The 16082-nt window shown below is 68.6% G+C and carries 14 protein-coding genes and 1 pseudogene; 5 read left to right on the plus strand and 10 right to left on the minus strand.

The genetic code is table 11. From position 1 onward, the window contains the following. Positions 1-101: 101 nt before the first annotated feature. The 10 genes from ACAH41_RS28270 to ACAH41_RS28315 form a co-directional block, all read right to left on the minus strand. On the minus strand, positions 102-1907 hold the full coding sequence (locus tag ACAH41_RS28270; RefSeq protein WP_370538703.1) for an MFS transporter: 1806 nt from the start codon (positions 1905-1907) through the stop codon (positions 102-104). Positions 1908-2016: 109 nt separating this feature from the next. Beyond that, positions 2017-3528 (minus strand): tripartite tricarboxylate transporter permease, encoded by a 1512-nt coding sequence (locus ACAH41_RS28275; RefSeq protein ID WP_325654676.1) that lies wholly within the window; start codon positions 3526-3528, stop codon positions 2017-2019. 16 nt (positions 3529-3544) lie between these two features. Beyond that, the gene (locus ACAH41_RS28280) at positions 3545-4015 is read right to left on the minus strand and encodes a tripartite tricarboxylate transporter TctB family protein (protein ID WP_325654675.1); all 471 of its coding nucleotides are present in this window, start codon (positions 4013-4015) and stop codon (positions 3545-3547) included. 255 nt (positions 4016-4270) lie between these two features. After that, the gene (locus ACAH41_RS28285; protein WP_325654674.1) at positions 4271-6067 is read right to left on the minus strand and encodes a GspE/PulE family protein; all 1797 of its coding nucleotides are present in this window, start codon (positions 6065-6067) and stop codon (positions 4271-4273) included. A 28-nt stretch (positions 6068-6095) separates the two neighbouring features. Beyond that, positions 6096-6893: a spermidine synthase gene (locus ACAH41_RS28290; RefSeq protein WP_325654672.1), complete on the minus strand. Its 798-nt coding sequence runs from the start codon at positions 6891-6893 to the stop codon at positions 6096-6098. 5 nt (positions 6894-6898) lie between these two features. Then, entirely contained in the window at positions 6899-7408 is a 510-nt protein-coding gene (locus tag ACAH41_RS28295; protein WP_325654670.1) for a DNA-deoxyinosine glycosylase, read from the minus strand. 19 nt (positions 7409-7427) lie between these two features. Then, a complete protein-coding gene (locus tag ACAH41_RS28300; protein ID WP_325654765.1) occupies positions 7428-8249 on the minus strand; it encodes a TatD family hydrolase in 822 nt (273 codons plus the stop codon). A gap of 102 nt (positions 8250-8351) precedes the next feature. After that, positions 8352-9059: a lipoprotein-releasing ABC transporter ATP-binding protein LolD gene (lolD, locus tag ACAH41_RS28305; RefSeq protein WP_370538704.1), complete on the minus strand. Its 708-nt coding sequence runs from the start codon at positions 9057-9059 to the stop codon at positions 8352-8354. A gap of 7 nt (positions 9060-9066) precedes the next feature. Next, the gene (locus ACAH41_RS28310) at positions 9067-10347 is read right to left on the minus strand and encodes a lipoprotein-releasing ABC transporter permease subunit (protein WP_325654667.1); all 1281 of its coding nucleotides are present in this window, start codon (positions 10345-10347) and stop codon (positions 9067-9069) included. A 77-nt stretch (positions 10348-10424) separates the two neighbouring features. Further along, positions 10425-11429, minus strand: a complete 1005-nt coding sequence (locus ACAH41_RS28315) for a hypothetical protein (protein ID WP_325654666.1) — start codon at positions 11427-11429, stop codon at positions 10425-10427. A gap of 157 nt (positions 11430-11586) precedes the next feature. Between ACAH41_RS28315 and ACAH41_RS28320 the strand changes: the two genes are divergently transcribed. The 5 genes and pseudogenes from ACAH41_RS28320 (at position 11587) to ACAH41_RS28340 (ending at position 15981) form a co-directional block, all read left to right on the plus strand. Then, positions 11587-12555: a hypothetical protein gene (locus tag ACAH41_RS28320; RefSeq protein WP_325654665.1), complete on the plus strand. Its 969-nt coding sequence runs from the start codon at positions 11587-11589 to the stop codon at positions 12553-12555. 16 nt (positions 12556-12571) lie between these two features. Then, on the plus strand, positions 12572-14389 hold the full coding sequence (recJ, locus tag ACAH41_RS28325; protein WP_325654663.1) for a single-stranded-DNA-specific exonuclease RecJ: 1818 nt from the start codon (positions 12572-12574) through the stop codon (positions 14387-14389). Between the two features lie 59 nt (positions 14390-14448). Further along, a pseudogene (locus ACAH41_RS28330) lies at positions 14449-14754 on the plus strand (DUF1697 domain-containing protein); the annotation flags it as partial. A 190-nt stretch (positions 14755-14944) separates the two neighbouring features. Next, positions 14945-15406, plus strand: coding sequence for a hypothetical protein (locus tag ACAH41_RS28335; protein ID WP_325654660.1), 462 nt, complete (start codon positions 14945-14947; stop codon positions 15404-15406). Continuing rightward, complete coding sequence (locus tag ACAH41_RS28340) at positions 15403-15981, plus strand: YdeI/OmpD-associated family protein (protein WP_325654658.1); 579 nt, start codon at positions 15403-15405, stop codon at positions 15979-15981. The genes ACAH41_RS28335 and ACAH41_RS28340 overlap by 4 nt, the downstream gene beginning before the upstream one ends. The last annotated feature ends 101 nt before the right edge of the window (positions 15982-16082 follow it).

Raw genomic sequence — 16082 nt, forward strand, 5'->3', positions numbered from 1 at the left:
GTGGGCGGGTGGCCGGTCAAGAGCCTGGATCTTCGCAGCCTGGCCGTGCCGATGCGCGCGCCGGGCTTCTCGGCTGTACAAGCCTGGCTTCGCGGCCGCGCCTAAAGCGTGGCCTGCTCGGCCACGTAGCGCCGCACTTCCGGGTCGCGCGAGCCGAGGTGAAAGGCCAGGCGCTGCGTGCGCAGGCCGGCATCGGCGGCCGTGAAACGTTCCTGCCGGCGCAAGTGCTCGAGCCAGCTTTCGTCGACGAAATATTCGACGTAGCGGCCCACCCGCTCGCTGTCACGGAACAAGCCCCAGGACAAGGCACCCTGCCGCAGCCGGGCCCGCTTGGTGTCCTGCATCACCCGCGCGAATTCGGCAGCGCGCGCAGGGTCGATCAGGTACTCGACCGTGACCATCACAGGGCCTTCGTCGGCGTCGATCTCGATGGCCGGGTTAGGGGCGCTGGATGGCTTCGCGCGGCTGTGGTCCTCGGCCGCGCTGGGCAGCTCGCGCTTGCGCACCACCGCCAGCACCGCCAGGCCGAACAGCGCCGAAGCGGTGAGGCTCCAGCGCACGCCCACATGCTCGGCCACCTGGCCCCACAGCGCCGAGCCGGCCGCAGTGCCGCCCATCAGCGCCATCTGGTAGATCGCCATGCCGCGGGCGCGCACCCAGTCGGGCAGTGCCATCTGGGCGGCCACCGTCAGCGTGTTGGCGGTCGAGATCCAGGCCATGCCGGCCACGAACATGGCCAGCATCGCCACCGCCGGGTGCGGCGCCACCACCACGAGCAAGGTGGCCCCGGCATGCGCGGCAGGGCCCCAGGTGATGAAGCGCGAGGCGTCGAAGCGGGCCCGCCAGCGCGGGAACAGCATCACCGCCGTGATCGCGCCCGCGCCCTGGCAGGCCAGCAACGCGGTGAACAAGTGCGCGCCGCCACCCAGCAGCCGGGCGATCAGCGGCAGCATGGACAGCAACGCGGCCGAATGCAGGAAGAACAGGAAGATGCGGGTGAGCACGCCGCGCAGCCGAGGCGACTGCCAGACGTGCTGCGCGCCCACGCGCATCGCGCCGACGAAGCGCTCGCCCGGCAGCGCGCTCTGGCGCTTCTGCTGTGACTGCCAGCGCAGGATGATGCCAAACGCCACCAGCGACAGCAGCGTGTTGGTGACGAACACCCAGGCGCTGCCGAACGAGGCCAGCAGCACCCCGGCGACGATGGGGCCGATGATGCGCGACAGGTTCATTGCCACGCCGTTGAGCGCCAGCGCACCGGCCAAGTGATGCGGCGGCACGACCTCCGGCACGATGGCCGCGAACACCGGCCAGCGCAGCGCCAGGCCAATGCCGTTGGTGAAGGTCAGCAGCAGCAGCAGGCCGGCGTTCATGCCGTCCGCCAGTGCCACCACGGCCAGCACCGCGGCGTTCAGTCCGACCCACAGCTGCGTGGCAGCGAAGTAGCGGCGGCGGTCCAGCAGGTCGGCCAGCGCACCGCTGGGCAGGCCCAGCAGGAAAACCGGCAAGGTGGACGCAGCCTGCACCAGCGCGACCATGGTGGTGCTGGTGCTCAGCGTGGTCATCAGCCAGCCCGCCGCCACGTCGTTCATCCACATGGTCACGTTGGCCGCCAGCCAGGCCAGCCACAGCATGCGGAAGACCGGCACCTCCAGCGGCGCCAGCGCCGAGTTGCGCATGGCCACCGGTGGCGCGGCTTGCTGCGGCAGCACCGGCCCGGATTCGCCTGTCGCGGCCTCGGCTTCCAACTCGGCTTCGAGTTCGGCCGGCACTGGCGAGGCCGCCACTTCAGGCGCAATCGCGGCGGCCTCCACGGCCGCTTCTACCGGGCCCGGCAACTCGGCCTCGGTGCCAAGCGGCAGCCTGGCCTGGGGATCGCCGTCATCTGGCGGAGGAACTTCACGCATGGGCACACGCAATCATCGCGGAACGACCGCCAGAACGAAAAAGCCCCGCCGAGCGTAAGGCTTGGCAGGGCTGTCAGAGGTACGTGTCATCACGCACCTCGGGGCGGCGTCAGTCCTCCTGGAAGGCTTCTTCGCGCTTGTTCTTGATGGACGGCAGCATCACCACCACGATCATCAGCGCCGCGGCGATCAGCAGGCCGGCCGACAGCGGACGCGTCATGAAGGTGGCCCAGTCGCCACGCGACAGCAGCAACGCACGGCGCAGGTTCTCTTCCATCATCGGTCCGAGGATGAAACCCAGCAGCAGCGGCGCAGGCTCGCAGCCCAGCTTGTAGAACAGGTAGCCGATGAAGCCGAACCCGACCGCCATGTAGACGTCGAAGGTGTTGTTGTTCAGCGTGTACAGGCCAATGCAGCAGAAGGTCAGGATGGCCGGGAACAGCAGGCGGTAAGGCACCGTCAGCAGCTTGATCCACATGCCGATCAGCGGCAGGTTCAGGATCACCAGCATCAGGTTGCCGATCCACATCGAGGCGATCAGGCCCCAGAACAACTCCGGGTTGCTGGTCATCACCTGCGGGCCGGGCTGGATGCCCTTGATGGTCATCGCACCGACCATCAGCGCCATCACCGCGTTGGGCGGAATGCCCAGCGTCAGCATCGGGATGAAGCTGGTCTGCGCGCCGGCGTTGTTGGCCGACTCGGGGCCTGCCACGCCGCGGATGTTGCCCTGGCCGAACGGCACTTCGCCCTTGCGGCCGCGGGTCTTCTTCTCCAGCGTGTAGGCCGCGAACGAGGCCAGCAAGGCACCACCACCCGGCAGCACGCCGAGGATGGAGCCCAGTGCCGTGCCGCGCAGCACGGCGGGCCAGGCGTCCATGAAGTCCTGCTTGGTCGGCCACAGGCCCTTCACGTCCTTGGTGAAGACCTCGCGGTGCTCGGCTGGCTGGCCGAGGTTGGCGATGATTTCACCGAAGCCGAACACGCCCATCGCGATGGTCACGAAGTTGATGCCGTCCGTCAGCTCGGCAATGTCGAAGCTGTAGCGCGGCGTGCCGGAGATCACGTCGGTGTTGATCTGGCCGAGCAGCAGGCCCAAGAGGATCATGCAGATCGCCTTGACCAGCGAGCCCGAGGCCAGCACCACCGCGCCGATCAGGCCCAGCACCATCAGCGAGAAGTACTCGGCCGGGCCGAACTTGAAGGCCAGCTCGGTCAAGGGCGGCGCGAAGGCCGCGATGATGACGGTGCCCACGCAACCGGCGAAGAACGAGCCCAGGCCTGCCGCGGCCAGTGCCGCGCCGGCGCGTCCCTTTCGGGCCATCTGGTAGCCGTCGATGGCGGTGACCACCGAGCTCGATTCACCCGGCACGTTGATCAGGATGGCAGTGGTCGAGCCACCGTACTGCGCGCCGTAGTAGATGCCGGCCAGCATGATCAGCGCCGGGGTGGCGTCCAGCGAATAGATGGACGGCAACAGCATCGCGATGGTCGCGACCGGGCCCAGGCCGGGCAGCACGCCGATCAGCGTGCCCAGGATCGCGCCGAAAAACGCGTAGGCCAGGTTCGTCAGCGTGAAGGCCGTGTGAAAGCCGATGCCGAGGTTTGAAATCAGGTCCATGACTGCAACTGCCCTTTCAGCCGCCCAGGCCGAACACGGTCGGCCACAGCGGAATGATCAACTTGAGGCCGAGCACGAAAACGGCCCAGGACATCGCGGTCAGCACCACGGCGTTCAGGATGGCGGCACGCCAGCTGAACTCTTCACTGGCCAGGCTGGAGATGATCACCAGCAGCGGCAGCGAGATGAACATGCCCAGGCGCTCCAGCGTCAGGCCGAAGACAAACACCGCGGCCAGGATGATGAGCAGCGGCCGCCAGGCGAAGCTGCCGACCGGATCGCCGTCGGCCGACTCGATGGTCAGCGCCTTGAACAGCACCACGCCGCCCAGCACTGCCATCAGGATGCCAAGGCCAAACGGGAAGTAGCCGGGGCCCGGGCGAGCCGAACTGCCGAAGCTGTATTCGGTGGCGCCCCAGGCGAAGGCAATGCCCACCGCCACGAACATCAGGCCGGACCAGAAGTCCTTCTGATTCTTTATCTTCACGAGATCTCCTCCAATGACAGGTTCTCGACAGATTCTAGGCAGCGCGCCATCGCAGGCCGCTGTGGAATACACGTAAGCCCAATGCCTAGACCGGGACCCTTCGACAAGCTCAGGGCGCACGGTGTGGCGGCGCCAGACGAGTCACTTTCCCCGTCCGGGCTGAGCCACCTTTCCCGTTCGGGCTGAGCTTGTCGAAGCCTTGTCAGGTCATCGCGTGCGGGCCCTTCGACAGGGCGAACGGATTCGCTGAGGGGCTCAATGCTCCCAGCGAGGCGTGGAGCGCAGTACTTCTTCCAGTGTGGTGACGCCCTGGGCGACCTTGTTCAGCCCAGCCAGCCGCAGCGGCTGCAGGCCTTTTTCCAGCGCACGCTGGCGCAGCAGCGAGGGCTCCAGGCGCGGATGGATGGCCTCCTGGTGGGCCTGCTCCATCACCATCAGTTCGTACAAGGACGAGCGGCCGCGGTAGCCGGTGCCGCGGCAGACCTGGCAGCCCACGGCCTTGTGCGGGCGCAGCGGGCCGGCCAGCTTGAAAGGCTTGGCCTGGTCCTGCAGCATCTCGGGCGTGACCAGCGGGTCCGGCACGGCGCAGGCCTTGCACAGCGTGCGCGCCAGGCGCTGGGCCAGCACGCCAACCACGGTGGCCGAGATCAGGTACGGCGGCACGCCGAGGTCCACCATGCGGGTGATGGCCGAGGGTGCGTCGTTGGTGTGCAGCGTCGAGAAGACCAGGTGGCCGGTGAGCGCGGCCTGGATCGCCATCTCGGCCGTTTCCAGGTCGCGGATTTCGCCGACCATGATGATGTCCGGGTCCTGCCGCATCAGCGCCCGCAGGCCTTCGGCAAAACCCAGGTCCACCGAGGGCTGCACCTGCGTCTGGTTGAAGCTGGGCTCGATCATTTCGATCGGGTCTTCGACGGTGCAGACGTTGACCTCGTCGGTCGCCAGCTTCTTCAGCGTGGCGTACAGCGTGGTCGTCTTGCCGGAGCCGGTCGGACCGGTGACCAGGATGATGCCGTGCGGCCGCTCGATCAGGCCGCGCCAGCGGCTGGCCTCGTCGGCCGAGAAGCCCAGTGCGTCGAAGGGCTTGTTGGCGGCGGTCGGGTCGAAGATCCGCATCACCACCTTCTCGCCGAAGGCCGTGGGCAGCGTCGACAGCCGCATTTCGACCTCGCCCTGCCCGTCCGGCCGGCGGGTCTTGATGCGGCCGTCCTGCGGGCGGCGGCGCTCGATCACGTCCATGCGGCCCAGCAGCTTGATGCGCGCGGTCATCGCCGCCATCACCGTCTGTGGCACCTGGTGCACCGTGTGCAACACACCGTCGATGCGAAAGCGCACCGCGCCGGTGTCGCGCCGCGGCTCCAGGTGGATGTCGCTGGCGCGCTGCTCGAAGGCGTATTGCCACAGCCAGTCGACGATCTGGATTACGCCCTGGTCGTTGGCGTCCAGCGTGTCCTTGGACTTGAGGTCGACCAGGGCCTCGAAGTTGTTCGAGGCGCCACTGTCTGCGCTGCTCTTGCGTGCCACGCGCACGCTTTGCGCGAGCTGGTAGAACTCGGCGGTGAAGCGTGCCACTTCGTCGGGCGAGGTCAGCACCAGGCGGATCTTGCGCTTGGTGTGGGCCTCGATCTCGGCCACCCAGTCGACCGCAAACGGCTCGCAGGTGGCGATGGTGATCTCGGTTGGCCCCACTGCCACCGGCAGTGCGCGCCGGCTCTCGGCATAGGCTTGCGACATGACCTCCTGCACCCGGCTGGCTTCGACGCGCAGCGGGTCGATCTTCAGCACCGGCAGGTTGAAACGCAGGCCCAGCCAGGCGGTGAGCGTCTCGACGGTCAGCTGCTGCTGGTTGCGCGCGTCCACCAGGCCGGCGCCGCCCAGGCGCAGCAGCGGATGCAGGCTGGAGCCTGCCTGGCCGAAGCGCCGCACCAGGCGCTCGGCCTCCTCGGTGCTGAGCGCGCCGTCGTCGCGCAACCACTTGAGCAGGTGGCGCATGTCCAGCGGGCCGCGCGGGGCGGCAGCGGGACGGTCAGCGGCGCGGATCGGAGCGTTCATCGATGGCTGGCGGGCAAGGACTTCATCATCAGCTGGCAGGCCCGGCCAGCACGGCCGGGTCGAGTGGCCGCACCATGCGCAGCCACTTGCGCGCCGGCAGGCCGAAACGGCTTTCGATGTTAGCGGCGCGCGCCGTCAGGGTCTCGCGGTCCGGCACCTTTACATGCCGCGCCGCGACGACCACCGTGTTGCCCTCCTGCGTGGGTCGCAGGCTCCAGACCTGGTCCAGCCCGAACACGCGGGCAATGCGCGCGGCGCTGCGCTGGAAGCTGGCGTGGCGGCCGAACAGGTTGACCGTCATCAGTCCGCCTTCGTCCAGCACGTCGCGGCAGGCGGCGTAGAAGGGCTCGTCGTCCAGCACCGGCTCGGCGGCGTCGTGGTCGTAGAGGTCCACGTTCAGCACCTGGGCGGTGTGGCGGTTGGCGGCGTCCAGCACCCAGCGAGCGGCGTTCTGGTTGACCACGCTGAGCTTGCCGTCGTCGTCCGGCAGGCGGAACCAGAGCCGGCAGGCCTGGATGACGGACGGGTTGATCTCCACCGCGGTCGTCTGCATGCGCAGCACCTTGTGCGTGAAACGGGTGATGGCTGCGGCGCCCAGGCCCAATTGCACACAGTGGCCGTCGGTCACCTCCTCTTCCGGCCGCCACAGCAGCCAGGCCATCATGCGCTGGATGTACTCCAGCTCCAGCTGGTTGGGCTTGGCAATGCGCATGGCGCCCTGGATCCAGATGGAATCCAGGTGCAGGAAGCGCACGCCGTCGTATTCGGACATCGTGGCGCCGACCATCTCGGGCTCGGCTGCAGTGTTGGTTTTCTTGGAGGGCATGGGAACTAAGGTTCGATCAGGCCGCATTCGGCAAACACCAGCCGCCAGGCGGCCAGCTTGCGTTCGAACGACCAGGAGGCATTCGCCGGGCTGGTGGACGGCAGCTTGAACACCGGCACGCCGAAGCTGGCAGTGAAGCGCCGCGCGCGGGCTGATTCGCCGCCGTTGTGCGCAATGCCACGCAGCAGCGGCAGCGTGGGAATGAGGCTGGCGAAGTCGTTGAACTCGGCTTGCTGGATCGCACTGTCCAGGCTGCCTTCGCGCTCGCAGGCGGCGTACACATCCCAGATGCCCAGCCCGCGCTCGCGCACCGCAGCCAGCCGGTCCTCATAGGCCATGGCCTTCAGGTCCAGCCCCAGCAACTGGCCAACGATGGGCCAGAAATGGTTGCGCGGATGGGCGTAGTACTGGGCCTCTTCCAGCGAGGCCACGCCGGGAAAGCTGCCCAGCACCAGCAAGCGGGTGCGGGCGTCGGTCACGGGAGCAAAGCCAGCCAGCATCGCGGCATTGTCCATGCTGTGGGCCGCGGCAACCTCAAGCTGCCATCAGGCGGGCCAGCCGGGGCAAGGCGGCAAAAGCGTTGGCACGGGTCTGTGCGGCGGTGTGCTCGTGCGACCAGCCACGCAGCTCGGCCAGCGTCTGCGCAATGCGCGGCAGCTCGGCCGGCTCGTTGCGGCCGGTGGTCTCACCTGCGGCGCGCTGCTCCGCGGTGCGGTAAAGCCAGTGCGGCGGAATGTCCGGCGCATCGGTTTCCATCACCGGTGCGGTCTCGGGCACGGCCACCAGCCGCTCGCGGATCTGGTGCGCGCGCTCGAAGGTCATCGCGCCGCCAAAGCCCAGCCGAAGGCCGCGTTTGACGAACTCGTCCGCCTGTTGGGCGCTGCCGTTGAACGCATGCGCAATGCCGCCCACGCCCTCGTGGCGCCGCAGGCCCTTGAGCACCGCGTCTGCCGAACGGCGCACATGCAGCAGCACCGGCAGGCCTGCCGCACGCGCCAGCTTCAGCTGCGCCCAGTAGAAGCGCTCCTGCTTCTCCCGGTCCAGGCCCGCCACGAAATGGTCCAGCCCGATCTCGCCCACGGCCACCAGCCGCGGGTCGTCAGCATGCGCCTTCAGCGCCGCGGCCAGCGTGTTCAGGTCCGCGTCAGCCGCCCCGTCCACGCACAGCGGGTGGATGCCCAGTGCGTAGCTCAGCTGGTGCTGGTGCGCCAACTCGCGCACGGTGTCGAAATTGAAGACCGCCACTGCCGGCAGCACCAGCATGTCGACCCCGGCCGCCTTGGCGCGGGCCACCACCGCGTCACGGTCCGCGTCGAATTCCGGTGCGTCCAGGTGGCAGTGGGTGTCGATCCACATCGCGGGCACGTCAGCCCCTCGTCCGATGAGTACGTCGGCCGATCCCCCGAGGGGATGCGGGCCGGCTTGGGAGCGGCCCGGCGCTCGGCCCGCGCAGGTGTCTCATGCGGCTTCGGTGGCAGGCACCAGCAAGCGCCCGGCTTCCATGCGCAGGCTGCGGTCGCAGCGCGCCGCGAGCGCCGCATCGTGCGTTACCAGCACAAAGGCCAGGCCACGTTCGCGGGCGCGTTGCAGCATCAGCGCAAAGACCTTGTCGGCTGTGTCGCGGTCCAGGTTGCCGGTGGGCTCGTCGGCCAGCACGCAGGCCGGCTGGCTCACCAGCGCCCGTGCCAGCGCCACGCGCTGCCGCTCGCCGCCAGACAGCTCCGAAGGCCGGTGCAGCACCCTCTCGCCCAGGCCCACCTCGGTGAGCGCCGCACGTGCCGCGTCCCGGGCTTCTGGTGTCGCCATGCGGCGGATGCGCAGCGGCATCGCCACGTTGTCCAGCGCGCTGAACTCGGGCAGCAGGTGGTGGAACTGGTAGACAAAGCCCAGGTGCTGGTTGCGCCAGCGGCCCTGCTGCGCGGCGTTCATCGCGTCGAAGCGCTCGCCCATCAGCGTCACGCTGCCGCCGGTCGGCGCATCCAGTCCGCCAAGCAAATGCAGCAGCGTGCTCTTGCCGGAACCGGAAGCGCCAACGATGGCCAGCGTCTCGCCGGCGCGCACCTGCAGGTCAACGCCGCGCAGCACCTGCACGTCCAGCGGGCCTTCGACAAAACGCTTCTTGAGGCCAGCGCACTGCAGCGCCACATCACCTGGCCGGACTGCCATCTTGGGTTCATTCATAACGCAGGGCCTCGGCAGGATTCACGCGGCTGGCGCGATAGCTCGGGTACAGCGTGGCCAGGAAGGACAGCACCAGCGAGATGGCACCGATGGGCATGATGTCGGCCCACTGCGGGTCGCTGGGCATGCGGCTGATCAGGTAGATGCTGCCGGGCAGGAAGCTCACGCCCAGCAGGTGCTCGATGAAGGGCACGATCACGTCGACGTTGAAGGCCACCAGCAACCCCAGGCTGACGCCGGCAAAGGTGCCGATCACGCCGGCCGCCGCGCCCTGCACGACGAAGATGCCCATGATGGATCCCGGGCTCGCGCCCAGCGTGCGCAGGATGGCGATGTCGGCCCGCTTGTCGGTCACCGTCATCACCAGCGTGGACACCAGGTTGAACGCCGCCACCGCAACGATCAGCGTCAGGATGATGGCCATCATGCGTTTCTCGATCTGCACCGCGTCGTACCAGGCGGCGTTGGTGCGCGTCCAGTCGCGCACCAGCACCTGCGGTCCCAGCAGGCTGGACAGCTGCACGCCGACTTCGCGGGCCTTGTGCACGTCGTTCAGCCGCAGCTGCACACCGGTCGGCCCGTCCCGGCGGTAGAGCTTGGCCGCATCGTCGAGGTGCACCAGCGCCAGCCCGCTGTCGTACTCGTAGTGGCCCACGCTGAACTCGCCCGCCACGGTGAACTGCTTGAACCGAGGCGCCACGCCAGCCGGCGTGACCTGGGCGCCCGGCGCGATCAGCGTCACCGAGTCGCCCACGCGCACGCCCAGCAAGCGCGCCAGTTCAGCCCCAAGGATGATGCGCCAGGCGCCCGGCTGCAGCTGGTCCAGCGTGCCGTCCTTTTTCAGCTGCGAGGCCAGGTCGGTCACGCCGCCCTCGTCGGCCGGCGACACACCACGCACCACCACGCCGCGCATGTCCTCGCCACGCGCCAGCAGCGACTGCGCAGCGATGAACGGTGCTGCAGCTTTCACCTCCGGCAGCGTCTTCGCCTTGTCGGCCAGCACATGCCAGTCCGGCAGCGCATTGTCAGTCGCCGAATTCAGCTCCACATGCGGAATGGCCGCCAGCATGCGGTCCCGCACCTCCTTCTGGAAGCCGTTCATCACGCTGAGCACGATGATCAACGCCGCCACGCCCAGCGCAATGCCGATGACGGAGACAAACGAGATGAAGGAAATGAAGCCATTGCGGCGCCCGGCACGCCCGGCCCGCGTGTAGCGCCAGCCAACCTGCCATTCATACGGCCAGGCCGACCCGGAAAAAGGTGAACTCATGGGGCGAATGCTACCCGGAGCCACCGTCGCTGGCCTGTAGGCCGGGGACCCAAGCCGAGCCGATCGACTCCCGGCGTTCAGGACGGCCGCCAGATCACCAAGCTGACGGGGATGTCGATCGGTGTCACCTGAGGTGCATCCAGCTTGACCGTGATGCTGGCTTGGTAGATCGTCAGCGGCAACAGCCCGGCGGTGTCCATCGTGAATTCGTAGTCGTCGTTGCCGACGGCATGCAATCCCTGGATCAGACCATCAGCACTGGGCGTCAGCACGGGGACCCCATCGGTCCACGTCGGTCGCTGAAGGTGAAATCTGTAGACCTGCCGGTCTCCCATGGCGAGCATGCCTCGAACCGAGCCCGGCTCCACCGCCATTCGTTTCTCGCCGCCCTCTGGTGGATCGACCACGTAGGTCACGTCAATCGCAGTGCGATAGCGCGCATCGCGGATGCTGCTGACTGTCGCAGTGACGTGGTAGCTGCCGGCCGGCAGTTGCAAGGTGCGGATCTCCAGCACGCCCGCAGCCAACGCCACGCTGAACAGTTCCGGGTTGGCGCCGGTCAGCTCCAAGGCAAGCTCTCCCGCGGCGGGGTCCGGGTTCAGTGCCAGGGACCGTACCGGGGCCGCTTCGCCGCCAGTCCGATGCAGCGTGACCGTCGCCTGAGCCTCGAGATTGGGCGCGACCACGAGATGCAAGGGATAGATGAATGGCCCGCCATCGACGGGCTGGGTGCATGCCTCGTCATGGCAAGCGTCGAGCTGCAAGTCGCTGTCGTAGGTGCCGGCGGTCAAGGTCGGGCGCGTCTTCAGTACCGCCGTCAAGGATTCGCCTGCGGCTTGCAAAGTGCCGGAAGAGATCAGATCTTTGTGGTCCGTCAGACGCAGGTAGAGCGTGTCGTGCCCGGTGTAGGTCAATTTCCCGTGCAGCGTGAACTCGGTTTCGTAACCTGCCAGCGCCTGTGCGTTGAGCTGCGGGGTGGCAAAAGTGACTGACACCTTGGCGCTCTCCTCGCTGCCACCGTCCCCGCCGCCGCCGCATGCGGCGACGAGCAAAGCCACCAGCCCTGCTGCGACGCCGTACATCCAGGCGTGCCTGTCCCACGGCCCACGCGCCGTCCCTCCCCTCGCTCCCATTCACCTCTCCTCGTTTGAAGCCGGCATTGTGCCGCTCACGTCACCGCGGCAGACCGACGAAGCTGCGACGCTTGGCGACTTGGCCGGCACCGCGATAATCCCGCCCATGCATCTCGTGCTTCCCTTCGCCAGCGCCCTGACGCCGCCAGCCCAGCACGCGATTTCCACGCTGGCCTTGCCGAACCTGGAGCGGCTGCTGGCGCGGCTGCAGCCCACCGGCCCGGCGCTCAGCGCCGAGCCCGGGGAAGACGAAGAGCTTTCGCTGAGTGCGCCGCACGAGCAGGTGCTGGCCGCCGCCTGGGGTTGGCCGGCCGGGCCGGCGCAGGACGGGTTGTTGCCGATGGCGGCAGTGGCTGCCCAGCGCGACGGGCTGGCGCCGGTGAGCGACGAACTCGGCTGGGGGCTGCTGAGCCCGACGCACTGGCATGTGGGCACCGATCAGGTGTCCCTGACCGACCCGGCCACGCTGGGGCTTGACGAGGCGATGTCGCGCACGCTGTTCGATGCGCTGCGCCCGCTGTTCGAGGAAGACGGCTGGCGGCTGCAGTGGGGCGCGCCCACGCGCTGGTACGCCACGCACCCCAGCCTGCGCAACCTGCCGACGGCGGCGCTGGACCGGGTGATCGGCCGCAACGTGGACCTGTGGCTGAACACACACCCGCAGGCCCGGCTGATCCGCCGGCTGCAGGCGGAGGTGCAGATGCTGCTCTACAACCATCCGGCCAACGACGAGCGCGAAGCCCGCGGCCTGCTGCCGGTCAACTCTTTCTGGCTCAGCGGCACCGGGCCGACGCAGCCGATGCCGCGCGTTGATGCCGGCATCGTGCACGACGACCGCTTGCGCGCACCCGCACTCGCTGGCGACTGGACCACATGGGCCGAGGCCTGGGCCGCGCTGGACGCCGGCCCGCTGGCCGAGGCGCTGGCCAACGTGACGGCCGGCCAGGCTTTCACGCTCAGCCTCTGCGGCGAACGCCGTGCGCAGACCTACACGCCGCGCCCGCTGGGCTGGTGGCAACGCGGCCCGCTGGCGCCCGGCCGCGTGCATGCGGCACCGCTGCTGGCCTCTCTTTGATTTCCTGCAGGACCCGATGACAAGCAGCCCTTCCCTGCACCTGCGCGACGTGCCACCGCGCGCCGCCTACGCGTTGGAGCAAAGCGGCGTGCATCCGCTGCTGGCGCGCCTGTACGCCGCCCGCGGCGTGCGCGAGCCCGCCGAGCTGGACGACGGCCTGGCGCACCTGCTGTCGCCCTCGCTGCTCAAGGGCACCGAAGCCGCGGCCAAGCTGCTGGCCGACACGATTGCCAGCGGCGCCCGCATCTGCGTGGTGGCCGACTACGACTGCGACGGCGCGACCGCCTGCGCCGTGGCGTTGCGCGGCCTGGCGATGCTGGGCGCACAGCCCCCGCAGCTGCACTACGTGGTGCCGGACCGCGCGGTGCACGGCTACGGCCTCACGCCCACCATCGTCGACCTGGCCATGGCGCAATGCCAGCCGCAGCTGCTGCTGACCGTGGACAACGGCATTGCCAGCCAGGCCGGCGTGGCCCATGCCCGCGCGCTGGGCATGCAGGTGCTGGTGACCGACCATCACTTGCCCGCATTGGTGGACGGCGAAGTGCTGCTGCCGGATGCCAACGTCATCGTGAACCCCAGCCAGCCCGGCTGCGAGTTCCCCAGCAAGGCGCTGGCCGGCGTGGGCGTGATGTTCTACACCCTGCTCGCGCTGCGCGCCGAACTGCGCCAGCGCGGCGTATACCAGGGCCCCGAGGCCGACGACAAGCGTCGTCCGCCCCCCGAGGGGGTGACAAAACTCGGGAGCGCCCCTTCGTTTTCTCATGAGCCGCCGCCGCAACCCAAGCTGGACGCGCTGCTGGACCTGGTGGCGCTGGGCACCGTGGCCGACGTGGTGAAGCTGGACGGCAACAACCGCCGCCTGGTGGCGCAAGGCCTGCGCCGCATCCGCGCCGGCCGCATGCAGCCGGGCGTGGCGGCGCTGTTTGCCGCGGCCTCGCGCCAGCCCGCCAAGGCCAGCGCCTTCGACTTCGGCTTCGCGCTGGGCCCACGCATCAATGCCGCGGGCCGGCTGTCGGACATGACGCTGGGCATCGAATGCCTGACCACCGACGACCCCGGCCGCGCCATCGAACTTGCGCAGCAGCTGGACGCGATCAACCGCGAGCGGCGCGACGTGGAAGCCGGCATGCGCGAACAGGCCGAGCTGCTGCTGGACTCCCTGATGCCCGAAGGCCAGCCGCCCACCGCCGTGGTGCTGTTCGACCCGGATTTCCACGAAGGCGTGGTCGGCATCGTGGCCGGCCGCATGAAGGACAGGCTGCACCGGCCGACCTTCGTCTTTGCGCTGGGCGCAGACGGCTTCCTCAAGGGCTCCGGCCGCTCCATCCCCGGTTTCCACCTGCGCGACGCGCTGGACCTGGTGACCAAGCGCCACCCCGGCGTGCTGAAGAAGTTCGGCGGCCATGCGATGGCCGCCGGCTGCACCTTGGCCGAAGAAGACTTCGAGACCTTCGACCAGGCGCTGCAGCAGGTCGCCCAGGAATGGCTGCTGCCCGAAGCGCTGGCCCGCAAACTGGCAACCGACGGGCCGCTGGCACCGGAATACTTCAACCCCGAAACCGTTGCCAAGCTGGACGCCGTGGTCTGGGGCCAGGGTTTTGAGGCACCTGTTTTCTGCGACGAGGTGACCATCGTGCAGCAAAAGCTGGTCGGCGAAAAACACCTGAAGCTGCGCGTGCGCCACGGCGGCCCCAAAGGCACGCTGCGCGACGCGATCTGGTTCGGCCACGCCGAGCCGGTGGCTGAAACGGTGCGACTGGCGTACCGGCTCAGCGTGGACGAGTTCCAGGGGCAGGTCCGCGTGCAGATGGTGGTGGAGGCGGCTGTCTGATGGCCCGCTGGATCGCCCTCTTCCGCGGCATCAACGTCGGCAAGGCCAAGCGCATTGCGATGGCGGAGCTGCGCACGCTGCTGGAAACCGAGCTGGGCCACAGCGAGGTGAGCACCTTGCTCAACAGCGGCAATGTCGTATTCAGCGCGAGCGGCCGGCCCACTGCGTCTAAGCTGGCCACGGCCATCGAGGCGGCCATTCATCAACACCTGGGCGTACAGAGCAAAACCACGGTGATCTCGGCCGCGCAGCTGGACGCGATGCTCGCGGCCATGCCCTGGGACGACGCGGACGAGATTGCCTCGCGCCTGCTGGTGGCGGTGCTGCGCGAGCCAGGCAGCGAGGCCACGGCCGCTGCGCTGAAGCAGCTGGGCGAGAAGGACTGGGCGCCCGATGGCTTTGCCGTCGGCCCCGGCGTGGCCTATCTGCGCTGCGAGCCAGGCATCCTGGACAGCAAGCTGGCGCCGGCCTTCGAGAAGCTGTTCAAGGACCGCGCGACCAGCCGCAACTGGGCGACGATGAAGAAGCTGCAGGCGCTGGCGAACGGGTAAGGCGATGGTGGGATCTCGTTTTGCCGCCTGCTGGTGCCTGGCCGCGCCGTTGGTGATGGCCAGCGCCCTGGCCGCCGAGCCGCCGCCGGCCGATGCCGAGCTGTTCCAGTTCCCTGCCGAGCGCAACGTGGCGGTCAACCTGCAGCTCTGGCCACTGGGCCTGAAGAGCGGGCGCGACAGCCCCGTCTTCCACAACTTCATGGCCCAGCTGCGCTTTTCCGGCGAGCCGGACGTGCTGACCTGCGCACTGCGGCTGTACGAGCCCGAGGGCCAGTTGAACCCTGGCCAGGCGCAGGACCTGGCGATCCGCTGCCTGCAGCCGTTCCGCGTGAAAGCCAAGCAGCCGGACTTCCAGGTCTTTGCCGCCGGACGCCCCATCGGCAAGGGCCAGCTGCGCTCGGCCGCGCTGGCGCAGGTGATGGGCGAATCGGGCATGAGCACCAACGCAGCCAGCGCACCGCCATGAGCGAAGCCGAGTATTTCGCCACGCCAGCCCAGCTGCGCGCGTGGTTCAAGCGCCACCATGCCACGGCGACCGAGCTGCTGCTGGGCTACTGGAAAGTCGGCAGCGGCCAGCCCAGCGTGACCTGGCCCGAGTCGGTGGACGAGGCGCTTTGCGTGGGCTGGATCGACGGTGTGCGCCGGCGCATCGACGACGAGCGCTACAGCATCCGCTTCACACCGCGCCGGCCCGGCAGCGTGTGGAGCATGGTCAACGTGCAGCGCGTGCCGCTGTTGCAAGCAGAGGGCCGCATGCGGCCGGAGGGGCTGGCGGTGTTCGAGGCGCGCAAGGCCGAGCACCAGACCGGCTACACCTTTGCCGCGCGGCCGGAGGAATTGCCGCCTGAAATGGCGGCGCAATTGCACGCGCTGCCCGAAGCCCTGGCCTTCTTCCTGGCCCAGCCGCCCGGCTACCGGCGCACGGCGGTGCACTGGGTCACCAGCCCCAAGCTGGCCGCCACGCAGGCGAAACGCCTGGCCGAGCTGCTGGCCTGCTGCGCCCGCGGTGAGCGGCTCGGGCATACGCAGAAATACCGCTAGCTGTCGCGTGCTTTGCGACGAACGGGGAGCCACGTTCAAGGGGATTGCGGACAGAAAAACGACAGCGCGGCTGGTGTCAAATCACCGTCACCATCGCTCCC

The organism is Ideonella sp. (assembly GCF_041287625.1).
Lineage (GTDB): Bacteria > Pseudomonadota > Gammaproteobacteria > Burkholderiales > Burkholderiaceae_C > Ideonella.

Excerpts from the sequence above, each read along its gene's own strand:
- ACAH41_RS28300 (WP_325654765.1), bottom strand. The coding sequence starts at position 8,249 with ATGTGGATCGACACCCACTGCCACCTGGACGCACCGGAATTCGACGCG.
- ACAH41_RS28320 (WP_325654665.1), top strand. The coding sequence starts at position 11,587 with ATGCATCTCGTGCTTCCCTTCGCCAGCGCCCTGACGCCGCCAGCCCAG.
- ACAH41_RS28290 (WP_325654672.1), bottom strand. The coding sequence starts at position 6,893 with ATGCCCTCCAAGAAAACCAACACTGCAGCCGAGCCCGAGATGGTCGGC.
- recJ (WP_325654663.1), top strand. The coding sequence starts at position 12,572 with ATGACAAGCAGCCCTTCCCTGCACCTGCGCGACGTGCCACCGCGCGCC.
- ACAH41_RS28315 (WP_325654666.1), bottom strand. The coding sequence starts at position 11,429 with ATGTACGGCGTCGCAGCAGGGCTGGTGGCTTTGCTCGTCGCCGCATGC.
- ACAH41_RS28285 (WP_325654674.1), bottom strand. The coding sequence starts at position 6,067 with ATGAACGCTCCGATCCGCGCCGCTGACCGTCCCGCTGCCGCCCCGCGC.
- ACAH41_RS28270 (WP_370538703.1), bottom strand. The coding sequence starts at position 1,907 with ATGCGTGAAGTTCCTCCGCCAGATGACGGCGATCCCCAGGCCAGGCTG.
- ACAH41_RS28340 (WP_325654658.1), top strand. The coding sequence starts at position 15,403 with ATGAGCGAAGCCGAGTATTTCGCCACGCCAGCCCAGCTGCGCGCGTGG.
- lolD (WP_370538704.1), bottom strand. The coding sequence starts at position 9,059 with ATGGCAGTCCGGCCAGGTGATGTGGCGCTGCAGTGCGCTGGCCTCAAG.
- ACAH41_RS28310 (WP_325654667.1), bottom strand. The coding sequence starts at position 10,347 with ATGAGTTCACCTTTTTCCGGGTCGGCCTGGCCGTATGAATGGCAGGTT.
- ACAH41_RS28335 (WP_325654660.1), top strand. The coding sequence starts at position 14,945 with ATGGTGGGATCTCGTTTTGCCGCCTGCTGGTGCCTGGCCGCGCCGTTG.
- ACAH41_RS28295 (WP_325654670.1), bottom strand. The coding sequence starts at position 7,408 with ATGGACAATGCCGCGATGCTGGCTGGCTTTGCTCCCGTGACCGACGCC.
- ACAH41_RS28275 (WP_325654676.1), bottom strand. The coding sequence starts at position 3,528 with ATGGACCTGATTTCAAACCTCGGCATCGGCTTTCACACGGCCTTCACG.